The 17,805-nt window shown below is 39.2% G+C and carries 17 protein-coding genes and 1 pseudogene; 13 read left to right on the top strand and 5 right to left on the bottom strand.

Annotated features, from left to right (window positions below):
* Positions 1–638 (bottom strand): DNA recombination protein RmuC (rmuC, locus tag ACLTU0_RS05910; protein WP_412321648.1); only part of this gene is annotated, 638 nt, incomplete at its 3' end.
* 163 nt (positions 639–801) lie between these two features.
* Between rmuC and ACLTU0_RS05905 the strand changes: the two genes are divergently transcribed.
* The 12 genes from ACLTU0_RS05905 (at position 802) to ACLTU0_RS05850 (ending at position 10,336) form a co-directional block, all read left to right on the top strand.
* Positions 802–1,965, top strand: coding sequence for a GGDEF domain-containing protein (locus ACLTU0_RS05905; RefSeq protein WP_412321647.1), 1,164 nt, complete (start codon positions 802–804; stop codon positions 1,963–1,965).
* Between the two features lie 118 nt (positions 1,966–2,083).
* Positions 2,084–2,740, top strand: a complete 657-nt coding sequence (locus tag ACLTU0_RS05900) for a site-2 protease family protein (RefSeq protein WP_308455716.1) — start codon at positions 2,084–2,086, stop codon at positions 2,738–2,740.
* 8 nt (positions 2,741–2,748) lie between these two features.
* Entirely contained in the window at positions 2,749–3,480 is a 732-nt protein-coding gene (locus ACLTU0_RS05895) for a segregation and condensation protein A (protein ID WP_022229903.1), read from the top strand.
* Positions 3,473–4,072 (top strand): SMC-Scp complex subunit ScpB, encoded by a 600-nt coding sequence (scpB, locus tag ACLTU0_RS05890; protein ID WP_412321646.1) that lies wholly within the window; start codon positions 3,473–3,475, stop codon positions 4,070–4,072. Before ACLTU0_RS05895 ends, scpB begins: the two co-directional genes overlap by 8 nt.
* Positions 4,073–4,089: 17 nt before the next feature.
* Positions 4,090–4,713 (top strand): DUF2953 domain-containing protein, encoded by a 624-nt coding sequence (locus ACLTU0_RS05885; protein ID WP_412321645.1) that lies wholly within the window; start codon positions 4,090–4,092, stop codon positions 4,711–4,713.
* A complete protein-coding gene (gene ytfJ / locus ACLTU0_RS05880; RefSeq protein ID WP_022229906.1) occupies positions 4,706–5,155 on the top strand; it encodes a GerW family sporulation protein in 450 nt (149 codons plus the stop codon). Before ACLTU0_RS05885 ends, ytfJ begins: the two co-directional genes overlap by 8 nt.
* A gap of 1 nt (position 5,156) precedes the next feature.
* A complete protein-coding gene (locus tag ACLTU0_RS05875; RefSeq protein ID WP_022229907.1) occupies positions 5,157–6,998 on the top strand; it encodes a TIGR03960 family B12-binding radical SAM protein in 1,842 nt (613 codons plus the stop codon).
* A complete protein-coding gene (locus ACLTU0_RS05870; RefSeq protein WP_117965527.1) occupies positions 6,991–7,644 on the top strand; it encodes a TIGR03936 family radical SAM-associated protein in 654 nt (217 codons plus the stop codon). The genes ACLTU0_RS05875 and ACLTU0_RS05870 overlap by 8 nt, the downstream gene beginning before the upstream one ends.
* A gap of 83 nt (positions 7,645–7,727) precedes the next feature.
* Entirely contained in the window at positions 7,728–8,117 is a 390-nt protein-coding gene (locus ACLTU0_RS05865) for a VOC family protein (protein WP_117965525.1), read from the top strand.
* A gap of 72 nt (positions 8,118–8,189) precedes the next feature.
* The gene (locus ACLTU0_RS05860; RefSeq protein ID WP_022229910.1) at positions 8,190–8,990 is read left to right on the top strand and encodes a gluconate 5-dehydrogenase; all 801 of its coding nucleotides are present in this window, start codon (positions 8,190–8,192) and stop codon (positions 8,988–8,990) included.
* A 142-nt stretch (positions 8,991–9,132) separates the two neighbouring features.
* Complete coding sequence (locus ACLTU0_RS05855) at positions 9,133–9,600, top strand: RNA polymerase sigma factor (RefSeq protein WP_117965521.1); 468 nt, start codon at positions 9,133–9,135, stop codon at positions 9,598–9,600.
* Entirely contained in the window at positions 9,593–10,336 is a 744-nt protein-coding gene (locus ACLTU0_RS05850) for a hypothetical protein (protein WP_412321644.1), read from the top strand. The genes ACLTU0_RS05855 and ACLTU0_RS05850 overlap by 8 nt, the downstream gene beginning before the upstream one ends.
* 53 nt (positions 10,337–10,389) lie before the next feature.
* On the opposite strand, the gene ACLTU0_RS05845 is transcribed toward ACLTU0_RS05850, so the two are convergent.
* A complete protein-coding gene (locus ACLTU0_RS05845) occupies positions 10,390–13,671 on the bottom strand; it encodes a bacterial Ig-like domain-containing protein (protein ID WP_412321643.1) in 3,282 nt (1,093 codons plus the stop codon).
* Positions 13,672–13,883: 212 nt separating this feature from the next.
* On the opposite strand from ACLTU0_RS05845, the gene ACLTU0_RS05840 reads away from it, so the two are divergent.
* Positions 13,884–15,458, top strand: coding sequence for a hypothetical protein (locus ACLTU0_RS05840; RefSeq protein ID WP_412321642.1), 1,575 nt, complete (start codon positions 13,884–13,886; stop codon positions 15,456–15,458).
* A 52-nt stretch (positions 15,459–15,510) separates the two neighbouring features.
* Here ACLTU0_RS05840 and spoVT read toward each other — a convergent pair whose 3' ends face one another.
* The 3 genes and pseudogenes from spoVT to ACLTU0_RS05825 all read right to left on the bottom strand — a co-directional run.
* A complete protein-coding gene (gene spoVT, locus ACLTU0_RS05835; RefSeq protein ID WP_022229915.1) occupies positions 15,511–16,047 on the bottom strand; it encodes a stage V sporulation protein T in 537 nt (178 codons plus the stop codon).
* Between the two features lie 244 nt (positions 16,048–16,291).
* Positions 16,292–17,602 carry an aspartate--tRNA(Asn) ligase gene (aspS, locus tag ACLTU0_RS05830; RefSeq protein WP_412321641.1) on the bottom strand — a complete coding sequence of 437 codons (1,311 nt, stop codon included), beginning with the start codon at positions 17,600–17,602 and terminating at the stop codon, positions 16,292–16,294.
* A gap of 13 nt (positions 17,603–17,615) precedes the next feature.
* Positions 17,616–17,805: pseudogene (locus ACLTU0_RS05825) on the bottom strand (Asp-tRNA(Asn)/Glu-tRNA(Gln) amidotransferase GatCAB subunit B); the annotation flags it as partial.

The raw sequence follows: 17,805 nt of genomic DNA, 5'->3' as shown, positions 1-17,805 counted from the left end.
ACGTATTTTGTGTGAATATCTTTTGCGAATTGCTTTATTCGCTGAACGAGTGCTTTTGAAGAACGGTTTATAATTTCGCTGTCACCGATATCGTATGCGCTCAGTAAGTCGTTGTAGGCGTCAAGCGGGAATTTTGAATCAATCGGAAGATATATAAATCCTTCGTCGTCGTGCGGAAGTTTAACCGCAAATTCAACAACTGCGGAACTGTTCGGTATGGTTGCAACATTGGTGTCGAATTGCTCCGGTGCAAGTATTTCGTCTAGGATTGCACCGAGTTGTATTTCACCGAGTATACCGCGTGTTTTAACATTTGAAAGGACTTTTTTTAAATCACTTACACCTGATGAAAGTGCGGATATATCGGCGAAACCTTTGTACATATCGGCAAGGTGTTTTTCCATGCTTTGACGCATACTTTTGATTTCGTTGTCCATTTGTGCAAAACGGTTTGTCTGCATATTGCCGATTACCTGTTGATTTTCCGATATTATGTCGGAAAACATTTTGACAGAACCGTTTATACGTTGTTCAAGTCCCGAATCAGACGGCTTTGAACTGTTTTTTAATGTAAAAATCAGAGTTATAAGTACACATATAATAAGTATAATTAAAAGAATAAGTATCGCTGTTTGCATTATTAATCTCCATTCTGTATTACGATTTTATTAACATTATACTATTAAAATAGTGAACAATCAACAAAAATCCGATTTTTTTCGACGAAAATATTGATAAATTATAAAAAATTAGGTATAATAAAAATGTAAAATATGTATAAAAGGAGATGGCACGATAATTATGGGAAAATTAAAAAAGTTTATTATGAACAAAATAGAAAAAGTTAACGTGCAAGTTTCAATGCTGACTTGCGGACTTATCATATTTTCTTGCCTGGTTATATATCTCGTTACATCGGGCGTTATGATTTCGATGCTTGCCGACGCATACAATGAACGTGCAAATCTTACTTTTACAACCATAGAATCTCATTTTGACAGCAGACTTTTTACTGAAGATGTGCCTGACGGCGTATACGGTGCGGCACTGAGCTATTTATCCGCGGTAAAGGACAATATGGCGATTTCAGAAATATTTGTTGTGAGAAAAGATAAAAACGGCGATTTCCAATATATACTTGATACGAAAAATGACAAGATAAACACTGTTATAAATGACGAAAAGATAACAGGAAAGATTGAAAAAGAAATAAACGACATGTATACAACACATTATGCCGATGTGGGCGCTTTTTATGCATCGTTGGACGGCTTTAGATATTTGAATTTTTATCCGATAATGGACGGCGGAACGGTGAAGGGCGTTGCTTGTATAGGAATTGACGCGAACAGGGTATATATTTTCAAGATTATACTTCGCGTTATAGTAATAATACTTATACTTTTGTGTTGCTTGATTTCAGTACGTTTTTCAATGGCGATATTCAAGAGAATTTCTAATCCTCTGTATCAGGATATGTCGAATACGGATACGCTTACAGGTTTGAAAAACAAGAACTCATTTACGGTTGATATGCACAACATAGAAAGCGGAAACCAATCGCGGTATGCTATTGTTACGGTAGACTTAAACGGATTAAAGAATATAAACGACAGCCGCGGACATCAAATGGGTGATATTTATATCCAAAACGGTGCCGACGCGATACGAAAAGCGATGGAAGGTACTGATTTTATCGGTTACAGAGTCGGCGGCGATGAATTTTCTGTTGTATTAAAAGACTGCGATATTGATATGGTTAAGAATTTTGCGGACAGAATCGCAAGAATGGCAGACAGTATTAATCGCGGAGGAATTAAGACTTCTATGTCAATCGGTTATGCCAAGTTCAACGCGGAAAAAGACAGAAACTTCTCTATGACAATGGAACGTGCCGACGCAATGATGTACGAAAACAAGCGTTTGTATTACAAAACTAAAAATTTAAAAAGACGAGAAGAATAAATAAAATAACCTCTGACAAATCATACTTGTTCAGAGGTTATTTTTTGTGCGATTTTACTTTACTTTTTCTGAAAATAATTATATAATATAATTATCTGTATTTAAGGAGAAAAAATATATGGTTGGTTTTAATTTAATAAACATAATAATCAATGTGCCTATAACGCTTATAGCGTTGACGGGACACGAATTTGCACACGGTTGGGTATCGACAAAACTTGGTGACCCGACACCCGAACGTGAGGGAAGATTGACTTTAAATCCGCTTGCACACCTTGACCCTGTCGGTACGTTGTTGATGATTTTGACAGGCTTCGGTTGGGCAAAACCTGTCGGGGTAAATCCGTCATATTATAAAGATACAAAAAAGGGTATGGCACTTACCGCGGCGGCAGGACCGCTTGCCAATTTGATTATGGCTTTTGCGGCATTGCTTATATATGCGATACTTCACGTTTTATGTATAAAGCTCGGTTTCGGTACAAGCGTTCTAAACGGTGTTGCAACTTTTGCACAGCTTTTTGCGATAAGAAATCTATGCTTTATGGTGTTTAACATAATTCCGATACCACCGCTTGACGGTGCAAAAGTACTTGGAATGTTTCTTCCGAACAAAGCATATTACACTATGCTGAGATACGAAAGATATTCTATGCTTTTAATTATGGTGCTTTCGCTTACCGGCGTTCTGAACGGCATAATCGGAACAGGTGTGAATTTCTTCTTTAACGGAATTATCAACCTGTTAAACAGTGCGATTAACTTGATATTATAGGGTGAAAAATGGATAAGATATTATATAAGCTTGATACGTTTGAAGGTCCGCTTGATTTGCTTTTGACGCTTATACAGAAAAACAAGGTCAGTATATACGACATACCGATTGTTGAGATAACGGCGCAGTATCTTGAGGCGATTGACGGAATTGAAGAGGCTAATCTTGATAATACAAGCGAATTTCTTGTTATGGCGTCCAATCTTTTGTATATAAAATCGAAAATGTTACTTCCTAAAAATGAGGAAGAAGAGGACGAGGAAGATCCGAGAGAAGAACTTGCGCGTAGGTTGGCTGAATATCAGCAGTTTAAAGAGGCGTCAAAGGAGCTTAGGAAAAGTGAGTTTACAACAAAAGAAATGGTGTTTCGTGAGCCTGAAAAAATTAAATTTCCTATGCCCGAATACGATATAACGCACGATACAAAAGAACTGATTGATGCGTTTAACAACATATTTCAACGCAGACTTCGCAAGGCAAAACCCGAAAAACGTGCGTTTTCAAAAATTGTCGGCAGAGAAAAAGTTTCGGTTGACGATATGGTTGAAAAGATATGTAAAGTGTTAAAGCATAATAAACGTGTACAGTTTGAATCACTTTTTAAAGCGGACGATTCACGTCCTGAAATGATTGCGACGTTTTTGGCAGTACTTGAAATGATAAAGCTGAACAAGCTGTATGCGGACTATGACGAAAAGTCAGATGACTTTATTCTTACAACGGAGAAAAAGAATGGATAATATTAAATATGCAATAGAGGGAATACTTTTTGCGGCAGGTGAGCCTGTTAAGGCGGCAAAATTGGCTGTTGTGCTTGATACGAGCGTTGACGAAGTCAATAAGGCGGTCGATGAACTGAAAAAAGAATACAGCGAAAATCACAGAGGATTTAATATAATTGATATTCTTGAGGGTTATCAAATTTGTTCAAGACCTGAATATTATACCTATATACAGGAAATATTAGGAGAACAGAGAAGGCAGCCGCTTTCAAATGCGGCAATGGAGGCACTTGCGATAATTGCCTACAAACAGCCTATAACGAAAGGTCAGATTGAACATATAAGAGGAGTAAATTCGGACGGCTGCGTAAACAGACTTTATGAACGCGGACTGATTGAAGAAAAGGGCAGACTGGACGCACCGGGCAGACCGATTTTATATGTTACGACGGACACGTTTTTAAGGTGTTTCGGACTTACAAAGCCTACCGATTTACCGCCGCTTGATTTGAGAAGTCTTAACCTTGAAACATCTCAGGGACTGCAGCTTGAAATCGACGAGAACGGTGAAAATATTGTTGCGGAAAACAAAGAAAACACTGAACAATAACAAAAGGAGGACAGCATATGACAGCTTTATATATAATATTAGCCGTCGTGGCTGTTATAATGTTACTTTTGCTTATACCGGCAGACTGTATTCTTGAGTTTTCGTATAATAATAAGGAAAATAACGGATCTGTAATTATAAAGTATGCGTTTTTAAAATTTAAGATTTTTCCGAATGACAAGGTTGAAGAAGAAGTTGAAAACGAAGAAGAAACGACCGACAAAAGAGAAAAGAAAGAAAAATCAGATATTTTAGGGATAATAACGCTCATAAAAGAAGTATATAAACAGTTAAAAAAAGATATATTAAATTTACTTGACTATATAATTTGTCACGCAATTAAGATAAAGGAATTGAATGTATCGTCAAAATTCGGTACCGGAAACCCAATGTATACGGGAATTGCGACGGGGGCGGTAAATGCGGGAGTATATAATATAGTAGGTTGGATTGACAGACGAATGAAACTTGAAAAATGGGATGTGTCGCTTGACGCTGATTTTAATAATGCGTGCTTGGATATGGGCGTATATTGCAAACTTAGGACAAACTGTTTATATGTTTTGACAATAGGAATTAAAACGGTAAAAGTTGTTTTGAAAATACAGAAAATTAATAGGAGGATAAAAGAAAATGGCTAATAAAGTTAGTGAAATGTTTGAGGGATTAACAAATAATTTCAAAGGTATGATTGACGCAAATTCGGTTGTAGGTGAGCCGATAATAGTCAATGACGGAACGATGATTGTGCCTATATCAAAGGTGTCGTTTGGTTTCGGCGGCGGCGGCTGTGAATTTGACAGAAAGAAAAACGATACTCAAAGTCTTGACGATAAAAACTTCGGCGGCGGTATGGGCGGCGGTGCGTCGGTTGACGCAATGGCGTTTCTTGTTATAAATAACGGTAACGTGCGTTTGATTCCTATGGAGGGCGGTTCTTCGCCTGTTGACAAACTAATTGACCTTGTACCCGAAGTTGTGGACAAGGTTAACGGATTTTTTGCGGAAAGACGCGAAAGAAAAGCACAGAAAAAAGCTGAAGAAAATGAATGTGCAGACGAAATAATTAATCAGGGAGAATAAAATGATAACAACAAGAGATAAGATACTGTCGGCAGTAATGAAACCGACAAGATATACGGGCGGAGAGCTTAACTCCGTCATAAAAAATCCTGCCGATGTTGACGTGAGATTTGGTTTTTGTTTTGCCGATACTTACGAAATCGCAATGTCGCACTTGGGGCTTAAAATTCTTTACCATACTTTAAACGACCGTGAGGACACATATTGTGAGCGTGTTTTTGCACCTTGGACGGATATGGAAGAAGAAATGAAAAAGCATGGAATGAAGTTGTTTGCACTTGAAACAGGTGACGAAATAACTCATTTTGATATGCTCGGATTTACTTTGCAGTATGAACTCAGTTATTCAAATATAGTGAATATGCTTATGCTTGCGGATATTCCGGTAAGAGCAAAGGACAGAGATGAGAGCTATCCTATTGTTTGCGGCGGCGGTCCTTGTGCGTATAACGCAGAACCTGTAGCGGATATATTTGATTTCTTTATGCTCGGTGAGGGTGAAGATTCGATACATGAGGTTGTTGAAGAGTACGTTAAGTGGAAAAAGAGCGGTAAGAAAAATAAACGTGATTATCTTGAAGCAATAGCCGAAATTGAGGGTATTTATGTGCCGTCATTCTATGATGTGGAATACAATGATGATAATACGGTAAAGAGTGTTACACCGAACAATCCTCATGCTAAACCGAAAGTAAGAAAGCGTATAATGAAAGATTTTAATGCTACATACGCACCGGAAACGATTATTGTACCGTTCGGTGAGGTTGTACACGACAGAGTTATGCTTGAAGTTATGCGCGGTTGCTTGAGAGGCTGCCGTTTCTGCCAGGCAGGCTATATATACAGACCGTTAAGAGAAAGAAAGCCGGAAAGACTTTTGGGTATTGCGGAAAACTTGCTTGCGTGCAGCGGATATGACGAAATATCACTGTCATCGCTTTCAACAAGTGATTTCAGCGGACTTCGTGACCTTACGGACGGACTGCTTAAAATAACCGAAGAAAAGAAAATCGGTTTGTCGCTTCCGTCACTTAGAATTGATAATTTCTCGCTTGAACTTATGGAGAAAGTGCAGAAAGTCAGAAAAACCGGCATTACTTTTGCACCGGAGGCAGGAACTCAAAGACTTCGTGATGTTATCAATAAAAATATAAATGAAGAAGATATTATAAATTCAACAAATATGCTTTTCAGAGGCGGTTGGACAAACGTAAAATTGTACTTTATGATTGGACTTCCTACCGAAACTATGGACGATGTTTGCGGTATAGCCGACCTTGCGCAAAAGGTGCTTGAGGTTTACTTTGCAATCCCGAAAGAGGAAAGAGCAAAGCAGATAAATATAACCGTAAGTACGTCGAGTTTTGTGCCAAAGCCTTTTACTGCATTCCAGTGGGCAAAACAGGATACACGTGATATGCTTATCGAAAAGCAGAATACATTAAAATCGGCTATCAAGTCAAAAAGAATACGTTATAATTGGCACGATAATAAGACAAGTTACCTTGAAGGTGTTTTTGCAAGAGGCGACAGACGTCTTAGCGAAGTTATAATTAAGGCTGTTGAAAATGGCTGTAAGTTTGACGGTTGGGGAGAGCATTTTAAGTTTGACGTATGGATGCAGACTTTTGACGAACTTGGAATTGACCCTAATTTCTATACGGCGCGTGAACGCAGTTATGAAGAAGTTCTTCCTTGGGACCATATCGACATAGGCGTTACAAAGAATTTCTTGATGCGTGAAAATGAAAAAGCAAAACAATCGGTAACAACACCGAACTGCCGTCAAAAATGTGCAGGCTGCGGTGTTAAATCATTCGGTACGGGGGTCTGTTATGAGTAATTATATATTGAAATATTCGCGAGATGAAAGAGTAAAATATATTTCTCACCTTGACTTTGTGCGTCTGTTCCACAGAACAGTACGTCGTACAGGTATGAATTTTATGTTTTCAAACGGATTTAATCCTCACCCGATTATGATGGTTGCACAGCCGTTGTCGGTAGGTGTGACTTCTGACTGCGAGTATATGAAAGTAGGCTTTGACGGCGATTACAGCGAACAAGAACTTGTCGATACAATCAATAATGCTTTTCCGCCGGGATATAAAATTCTTGCCGCAAAAAAAGTTGAGGGCAAGGAAATTGACCTTACAAAACTTGACAGAGCGGTGTATACGGTTGAACTTGAATATGAGGGCAGTGCGGATATTGAAAAACTTCTTGCACAAAACGAACTCAAAGTAATGAAAAAATCAAAGAGCGGTGTAAAAGAGTCGGATATACGTCCGTATATATATCGCATTGAAAAAATAAGCGAAGATAACGGCATACTTGTGCTTAAAATGTGTATTTCTGTAGGCAGTGTGTATAATCTTAAACCGCAGAGTGTTATTGACGCAATGGAAAAATATTGCGATAATTTCAAAGGCGGTTTTATGAATGTGCACAGAAATTCAATGACAATCGGAGATAAAGAGATTTTGTAAAAATATTATATAAATCAGTTGAAATAATACAGAAAATATGCTATAATAGATATAGTTATTAATGTTAAATAGGAGTGGTTATAATGGTAAACGGTATTGAACACGTTGCTGTTGTTTCAAAGAACACAGCCGCACTTAAAGATTGGTATATGGAAATGTACGGCGGCAGAGTTGTTTATGACAACGGTAAGGGTACATATTTTCTTCAGTTTGCCGACGGCAGTATGATTGAGTTTGTTACGGCAACAGACGATAAAACCGCTGACGTTGAAAAACAGGCAGGTATCAGACACCTTGCTTTTTCTGTAACTCCGGCGGCTTTTGACGAAATCGTTGCAAAGCTAAAGGCTGATGAAAGAGTTGAAGAAGTACACGATGTATCTGAAAATGCAAAGGGATTAAAGACATATTGGTACAGAGATATTGAAGGCAATTTCTCACACCTTATCTATCGTCCCGAACCGTTAATGTAATTCTTTTTTAAGAATTATTAAATTAGTTAATATTTATATTAAATATAAAAATACAAGGAGGAAAAATTTAAGATGAGTGAGTATTTAAACTTTAGTCTTGAAGGTAAAGTTGCACTTGTAACAGGTGCATCATACGGTATCGGCTACGCTATTGCGTCAGCATATGCAAAGTCAGGTGCTAAGATTGTTTTCTGCGATATTAAGCAGGAATTTGTTGATAAGGGTATGGCTGCATATACAGCTGACGGTATCGACGCTAAGGGTTATGTTTGCGACGTAACTAACGAAGAAATGGTACAGGAAATGGTTAAGAAAATCGAGGCTGAAGTAGGCGTTATCGATATTCTTGTAAACAATGCAGGTATCATTAAGAGAATTCCTATGTGCGATATGACTGCTGACGAGTTCAGACAGGTTGTTGACGTTGACCTTAACGCTCCGTTTATCGTATCAAAGGCAGTTATTCCTTCAATGATTAAGAAGGGTCACGGTAAGATTATAAACATCTGTTCAATGATGTCAGAGCTTGGCCGTGAAACTGTATCAGCTTATGCTGCTGCTAAGGGTGGTCTAAAGATGCTTACAAGAAACATCTGTTCAGAATACGGTGCTAACAACATTCAATGTAACGGTATCGGTCCTGGTTACATAGCTACACCTCAAACAGCTCCGCTAAGAGAAAAGCAAGCTGACGGATCAAGACATCCGTTCGACCAGTTTATCTGCGGCAGAACTCCTGCAGGCAGATGGCTACAAGCTGAAGAACTTACAGGTCCTGCTGTATTCCTTGCTTCAGATGCATCAAATGCTGTAAACGGTCACATTCTATATGTTGACGGCGGTATCCTTGCTTACATCGGTAAACAACCGTGATGACAGCTTAAATAGGTTTTTAAACCGACGAAAATTTTTCGTCGGTTTTTTTTTATATAAAAATGAACCAAATGCCGCCCATGACTATCTAACTAATGTACAAACAAAAAGCGCTGATGTTTATACAGAAAGGTAAAATCCAATGGACAGAGAAAAATTTACACAAGAAGTTCTGAAATCTGAAAATACAATGTACCATATTGCAAAGGGTATGCTTAAAAGTGAAAGTGACTGTGAAGATGTTGTTTCGGAGGCTGTTTTAAAGGCATATACGAAAATTCACACTCTTAAAGAAGAAAAGTATTTCAAAACGTGGCTTATAAGAATTTTAATAAACGAATGTTATAAAAAGTTGCGTGAATATAAAAGGGTTGTTTCGATAGAGGACTGTAACAACAGTTTTGAATATAAGGACAATTCAAACTACACCGAGCTTTATAATGCGGTTAAAAAGCTGAAACCCAAAATCAGAATAGTAATAATGCTACACTATATAGAAGGTTATTCTGTCGAAGAAGTAGGGAATATATTAAAAATTCCTGTCGGAACGGTTAAAAGCCGTCTGCATATCGGTCGTAAAAATTTAAAGGAGGAACTTGAAGATGAATAAATATGATTGGAAAAATGCCTTTCCGAAACCAAGTGAAAATTTTCATAATAAACTTTGTATGACGTTGGATAGTTTTGAAAAGGAGAATGTAAAAATGAAAAAAGTATCTTTTAAAAAGAGTATCATTATTGCGGCGGCAGTATTGGCTATCGGCACGGCAGCATTTGCGTCAAGAGGTGCGGTTAGTTATGTTGTGGGAAGTACATCGTCAAAGCCGGATTATACAAACATTCCCGCTACGGAAACGCTTAATAAAAATGTGGGCTTTTCACCGAAGATTGTCGAACAATTTTCAAACGGCTATACATTTAAAGGCGGACATAACGGAAAAAATAAGTATGTTGACGAAGAAAACGGAACAGAAGAAAAGTATAAATCATTTATGGCTGATTATGAAAAAGATGGTAGCAAAGTTATGTTAAGCGCCGACACTTACGCAGACAGCCATAAAGACCAAGGCAACAGCGAAGTAAGCGATTATAACGGCATAGCAATAGCATATATATCGTATGTAAATAAGGTTGTTCCGGCTGATTATCAGCAGACTGAACAGGATATGAAAGACGAGGAAAGCGGTAAATATGTATTCAGCTACGGCGCGGAGAAGGTTGAAATTTCACAAGTGCAAGGCGTTGAGTGGGAACAGGACGGAATTTATTACAATATTACGGCAATAGATTCACCGCTTGATAAGCAGGGACTTATTGATATGGCTAAGGAAGTTATTGATAATTAATATGTATTTATAAATCAAAAAGGTGTTGCATATTGCAACACCTTTTGATTTAATTATTCTGTTTTTTGCCAAAAATCAACAGGAGTCATATCGTTCCAAATAAACACTTTATCAGGTTCAAATTGAAGTAAACCAGTAGATTGTCCTGTTGTTGTAGGCGTAATATCGACTAAGTCTGTCAAAATACCGTTTGAATATTTTGCGGCATATCCTTTCATATCTGTCAGGCAACCGATGTTTAAAGCGACATTCTGACCGTTTACGGTTATTTCGCTTGTAGTGTAATATCTTGCATTTGCAAATTCAACACTTGATGTTGAGTTTGCGTTTGCTTGATTATAAATCTGAACGTATGTGATAGGTGAAGTCCTACCGGTTGCTGTGTCGGAGAAGTTTCTAAGGTTAAGGTCACTCGCCGAGGCAACCGTATTACCTGTTGAATCAATAACAGTCAACGTAACAGTCGCACCGTTTCCGTTGCCGACATTTGTAAAGTTGTAGCGGAAAGTATATGTTTCGCCAAGCTTGATTGTGCCTACGGAAGACGCTCTTGTGTTTTTCCATGCAACATTCAATTCAGTATCAGATTTTTTTGTAAGATACCAGCCGCCGCCTGTTTGCTTGTCAGCCATAAATCTTACGAAAAATCCTGCCGCATTGTTTTTGTCTGTGTTACCGTTTGCAGGGATTGAGTTGATTTTCACTGTATGTTCGAGCGTGAAGTCACCCGCATAACTGCCTATTTGTGCCGTTGTTAATTCTGATGTTGTGCTTGATGTTTCATACAGTTTATTAAGCGCGGCAATGTTTGCGTCCAATAACTGAATTGTTAAATATGCGGTTTTGTCTAAATACGTTACTGTAAGAGTTTGTTTACCAAGCGTGTTTCCGAAACCTGTCACTTCAAATTCGTTTGAGTTTAGCACCGATGAAGTACCGTCAGAGTAATATGCTGTAACTGTAATTGTGTTTTTGTCGATATTTTCACCGAGATAGTATGTTGATTTTGAAGTCTGTGCAGTAATTCTTGAAACAGATTTTACCGTTATTTTCAAATCGGTCGTTTTACCTAAGTACGAAACAGTAAGTGTCTGTTCGCCGATTATATCTTTGTCGATTTCGGAAACCGTATAAGTGTTTATTTCCTCCGAAGTACCGTCCGAATAATTAGCCTTTACAACCATACCTGTTCTGTCAAACGATTCGCCCGGAACGTATGAAGTTTTTGTAGGTTGTGTTGTTACGGCTATGCTTGTAAGTGTTCTTGTGTCAAACACTTCTTTACCCATATAGAAACCGACATGCGGAGGCTGGTTGTACGCCGTTTGCTCCGCCGCAACACCGCTGCGGTATACAGGGTCTTGCATAAGTGTTTTGATTTTATAATCTGTCGTATCGGTTGTTGAGAATACTCTAAGAGCCGTTCCGTCACTGGTAGGGTAGACAACTTCTTCTCTCCAGTCACCGAAAAGGTCGGCTTGAAGTGACGGATTTGCCTTTGTACCGTTGATTGAAACACAATCATAATTTCCGGCACTGAATATATTGCTCATATTACGACCGTTCCAATCGGTGATATTTGCACCGTCAAGCAAGTTGTCGTATAAATCGCCGTCCCAGAAAATACGGAAATTCATTGAAGGTGTATTTCTGCCTGTAAGCGAAGTGGCAGTTGTGAAATCAGTGCCGCCGTTTGACTGTCTTGCATAGTTTTTTGCACTCCAAATTTGATAGTATCCGCCGGCGCCGACATTCGCCATAACACCGCGACCTGTGTCGGCGGACGCACCTTCGTGGAACATAATATTGCCTGTTTCGGCGTCAATAACAGACATACCGAAATCCAGAGTTATGTCATTACCGCTAAGGCTGTTTGTTCCGCTGTCCTCGTGGACTGTGAAAAATTCAAAACCGGTATGTGTAGGGTCGTAGTTTCCTATATGAAGTGCGTCACCGTGCTGTAAATATGTACACCATTTAGGACGGAATTCGTTGTCGTCATTGACTTCCATACACAATGCGCCTGTGATAAATTCGTCTTTGCCGTCATTATCCACGTCGGCAACGGTACAGTTGTGGTTGCCGTTTCCGACATATTGATAAGCACCGTCGTAATATCCCTCTTGACCTTTTTGCGTATCAAAACGATAAGTAGGGGATAAAGCTGTACCGTCCCAGCTTATACCGGCAATACTTGTACGCTGTTTGCCGTTTCTGCCGAAATAGTAGCCCCTTAAATATATCGCATACGGCTTTTCACCGTCAAGATAGGCAATGTCGGATACAAAACGATTTGAACGGTTACCGAAATCGTCGCCGTAATCTACACCGTTTTCACTTCCGCGAGTTGTCGGAAGATTAATAGTGTCCATTGCGACACCTGTTTCACCGTTGAATACTGTCAAAAATTCTTTACCTTCGGTAATTCTGCCGTAACCTCTGTAATCGGCAGTTGAATTTTCTTCATCTGTTATTGCTTTAATTTCTTCATCGGTTTGTGCGGCATTTGAAACATATTCGCCTTGTCCGTCCTTTGAACCGAGTGAAGTTTGACACATTACTTCAGATTTGCCGTCGCCGTCAAAGTCATATACAAGGAACTGAAGTGTGTGTGCACTTGAATATACGTTTTTACCGAGTGCAATATCGTTCTTCCAAAGTTTTGTACCGTCTAATTTGTATGCGGCAAGATGTATCGTGCCGGAATATGCAGGGTCACCAGGCGAACCGACGTCATGTTCGGAAGATGTCCATTTCACGATTATTTCGTACTCTCCGTCGCCGTCAACGTCACCCGTTGAACAGTCGGCAGGGAAGAATGAATATGTAGCAAGCTCATTGCCTGATGGGTCATAAATTGTTTCATCATCAGGTTTTGAAAGCGGTATATCAAAATAACTGTTGTTGTATACTGTTACGGCATCACATTTCTCGCCCTCAACGCCGTTTATAACGGGTGCGACACTGTAATTTGTGCCAACGGTTGAATCAACATAATTTGTTTTGGTTGCGACTTCGCTTATTTTTTTGCCGTCACGATATACATTAAATGACACATTTTTATCGGCACTGCCGAAAATGTTGTCCTCACTGTCAAATAATCGCCAACTTAAATATACACCGCCGTCTGTTTTTATTGCGATAAGACCGCGGTCAAGCTTTTCCATTTGACGTGTGTGTACATTTTCATCGGTATATCCCGTAGAAGAATTATACCAATAGTTGTAGCTTACCTGTTGCGTGTTTGCACTGTCAGCATAAGCGGACGTATTTAAAGCCGCTGTCGATGACATAGCAAGCACTGTCGAAAGTACCGTGCATAAAAGTTTTTTCATAAAAATACCTCCAATTCTCCCTTAAATTTTATCATATCATAAATCGGTTAAAATTGATAATTAAATAACAGTGAATTTAGTTTAATATGACGATAAAATTTGTAACGAAAATATAATGAATTTTGTAAAGAATAATGGTTGAAAACTGTTAACAATCTATGGTATAATGATAAACTGATATAGAGTATTTAAAGTCAGAAGGGATTTTTAATATGAAGAAAAAAATCATGGCGGCTGTTTTATGCACTTCAATGTTGTTTCCGACAGTGTGCGTCAATGCGGAAACAAGTGAAAGCGACATAAAAAGTGCTATAGAAAAAGCAATAGAATGGAAAGCAGATAAGGACAGTCCGTTTTACGGAATCGGATCATACAGTTCTGATTTTTATATTATGGCTTTGAACCGAATGGGTAAAAACTATGATTACAGCAGATATTTGGCGGGGCTTGACGGAGTTGCGGCAGGTTACGGCGAAGAACATAATGCCTCGTCTATGCAAAGAACAGTGCTTGCAACGATAGCGTCAGGCGGTGATCCGAGAAATGTCGGCGGACGTGACTTGGTTGCGGACGGTATTTATTACAGAGATAATGTTTCACCACTCGGAAAAGAGGGTGCAGACGGATATTCGTGGGGACTTATTGCTCTTGATTCAAAGAGTTTTGAAACTCCTGAATGGGCATTGTCAAACAGAAACGATATACTTGCAGGGATATTGTCACATCAAAATACGAACGGCAGTTTTGATGACAGCGTGTACAGTACCGCAGTTGCAATTACGGCGCTTGCACCTTATTACGAAACAAGCGGTGCGTATACGATAACGCAAAATCAGACGGGTTATGTGATTGATTTAAGCCCTAAAGACGCGGTTGAGGACGCACTTAATTATTTGTCGGCAGAACAGGACAAAGACGGTGATTGGGGTGACCTTGAATCAACGGCAATGACTGTTATCGCACTTGATACGTTGGGCGTTAATGCTGACAGTGACGGCAGATTTGTTGCTAAAAACGGCAGTGCGGTAGACGGCTTAATGCAGTATCAGCAAAAAGACGGTGGATTTTCGACCGGTAAGGGAAAGAGTAACAGTGAGGCAACATCTTTGGCAGTGTGCGCACTTACAAGCCATTTGAGAAAGTTGCAGAATAAAGCGACATTCTTTAATTTTGACGTAAATGATTCGGTTGTGTTTGAAACACCTGCACCGACGAAAGCACAATCTTCAAACAATACGTCAAATAAGACATCATCAAGTACATCAAAATCAAATACGACAACAAAGACAACAACGAAACCGAAAACAACAAAGCCTAAAACGACAACAAAACCAAAGACAACGACTAAGGTGACGGGAACAATGAAACCGACAAAAACGGCTTCGCCTATGGAATCATCATCACCAAAGCCGTCCCTGACACCAAGACCGACAAAAAAGCCGGCACTTGTAGGACCGGTTGAGATGCCTGGACCAATGCCGTCATTTGAACCGAATGAAGCACTTCCGCAGGAAAAGGGACATCACGACAGAAAGAGCGGAGGAGCGGCAGTTGCGATTGTAAGCATAGTAGCGGTACTTTGCTTGGCGGCAATAGCGGTTGTATTGTATCTCGGTAAAACAAAGAAATTTGAGGGTAAAGGTATATTTAAGTATCTTGCACCGAAAAAGAAAAAGAAGAATGAAATATATAAGGCAAAACAGCATAGAAGGACAGAACAACACAGACGTTATGAAGAACGTGAAAAGTTTAAAAAACGACGTAAATTTGATAAACGAAGAAGATAAATAAAAGGTGACTGCATTTTTGCAGTCACCTTTTACATTGCAGACAACCTTTTCAGCCTTCCATATGCTTGCCTAAAAAACCGGCGGCGGATTCTGCTAATTTTTCTTCGACTTCAGACGCAGTTTCACCCTCTTTTAAAATGAACAAAACAGAGCCGATCGTGTCACCCTCCGATACTATCGGAACAACAACGCCCGCGTTGTATTTTTCAACACCGTCAGCGACTGAAACGGGTTTGCCGTCTTTGTAGCTTACAATGATTTTTTCGTTCATTACATTTTCAAGCTCACTGCTTACAGGCTTTTCGATAAGCTCTTTCTTCGGTAATCCCGATACTGCAATGACATTGTCACGGTCGGTTATACAAGCACCGTGTCCGCTTGCTTTGGCAAGTGTTTCAACATAATTAGCGGCAAAGTCACCAAGCTCGCCGATTGGGGAGTATTTTTTGAAAATAACCTCACCGTCTTTTTCTGTATAAATTTCAAGAGGATCGCCCTCTCTGATTCGCATAGTGCGTCGTATTTCCTTTGGAATAACAACTCTTCCGAGATCATCTATTCTTCTTACAATTCCTGTTGCTTTCATCGCTTTTCCTCCAAAATAAATTTATATTTGTGTTAAATATTATTTGCATTGTTTTTTTGATTTATCCATAATTGATAAAAAAAAACAAAAATTTTGGAGTTTTAAAAATTAATGTGTAATATTGCCACTGCTGTATGCCCTTAGAGGGGAGGGGGCGTAGAAAACGACAGAGGGGTGGCAAATGAGCAAAATAAAAGGGCGACCATTGGTCGCCCCTACGAAAGTACATTAAATAATCATATCATCACGGATCAAGGTGGTGAATATCTCTTGGGAACAAACTTGCCTCACGGATATTTGCAAGACCAAGCATTTTCATAACGACACGTTCAAGACCGATACCAAGTCCGCCGTGCGGTGGCATACCGTACTTAAATATATCGGTATATGCACCGAGGTCGCCCTCCTCCATATGATAACGTTTCATTTTTTCAAGAAGTTCGTTATAATCGTGAATTCTCTGACCGCCTGTTGTGATTTCAAGACCTCTGAAAAGCAAGTCAAAACTTTCGGCAAGTTTAGGGTCGTCTGCCGAATCCATTGCATAGAACGGACGTTTTAATCCCGGGAACTTTTCAACGAATATAAATTCACTGTCATAATTCTCTTTTGCGTATTCGCACAATTTAACTTCATCTGTAGGATCAAGGTCAAATTGATTATGTGACTTGCCGAGAATATCAAGTGCCTCAAAGAATGTTACCGAAGGGATTTCATTGATAACAGGCAATGTTGCACCTAAAAGCTCCAACTCGTCACTGTAATGTTTCGGCAAATACTCAACAACATATTTAAGCATAGCCGTTTCCATAGCCATAACATCATGCATATCGTTGATAAATCCCATTTCAAAATCAAGTCCGATATATTCGTTCAAATGACGTGTAGAGTTGTGTTTTTCGGCTCTGTAAACAGGAGCAATTTCAAACACTCTGTCAAAGAATGCTACGCAAGTCTGTTTGTAGAACTGCGGACTTTGTGCAAGATATGCGTCTTTATCAAAGTATTTCAATTTGAATATATTAGCACCGCCTTCAGCACCTGCCGCAACGATTTTTGGTGAATGTATTTCGGTAAAGTTATTGTTTAACATAAATTCACGAAATGCCGACACAACGCCCTCTGAAATTTTAAATACCGCTCTCTGTTCAGGGTGACGAAGTGCGACACTTCTGTGTACCATTGAAGTTTCGATTGAACAGCCAAGCTTTTTGCTTGAAACGTGAAGAGGGTATTCCTCTGCAGGTTTTGAAAGTATTTCAAACGAAGAAAGAGTTATTTCATAGCCGTGATTAGCACGTTTTTCTTCTTTTACGTCACCTGTGATTTTGATATAAGCACCCTCACAAAGTGAGTCAAAATCGCCTGTACATTTGTCCTTTGAATAAACGGATTGAAGAATATATCTTCCCGTACGAAGTATTACAAATGAGAAACCGCTCATTTTTCTAAGCTTATGCACGCAAGCACAAAAGCTTGTTGAACCGCCGACAGCTTTTTGCAAATCGTCAAGAGTGATTTCGCTTATAAGCTGTGAACCATCTATTTTCTGCATATTAATTCCACCTTTATTTTAATTTTTCAGTCAATAAGTCCTTAGCAAGTTTAGGGTTTGCACCTTTACCCGTTGTGCGTACCACTTGTCCCATAAGGAAACCGAAAATCTTTTGATTACCGTTTTTGTAGCTTTCAACACTGTCTGCGTTTTCGGCTATAATTTTATCAATAATTTCTTCAAGACCCGATGTGTCATTGTCC

This window comes from Hominilimicola sp., assembly GCF_046972485.1.
Lineage (GTDB): Bacteria > Bacillota > Clostridia > UBA1381 > UBA1381 > Hominilimicola > Hominilimicola fabiformis.
This window is presented reverse-complemented; position numbering and strand designations above follow the sequence as displayed.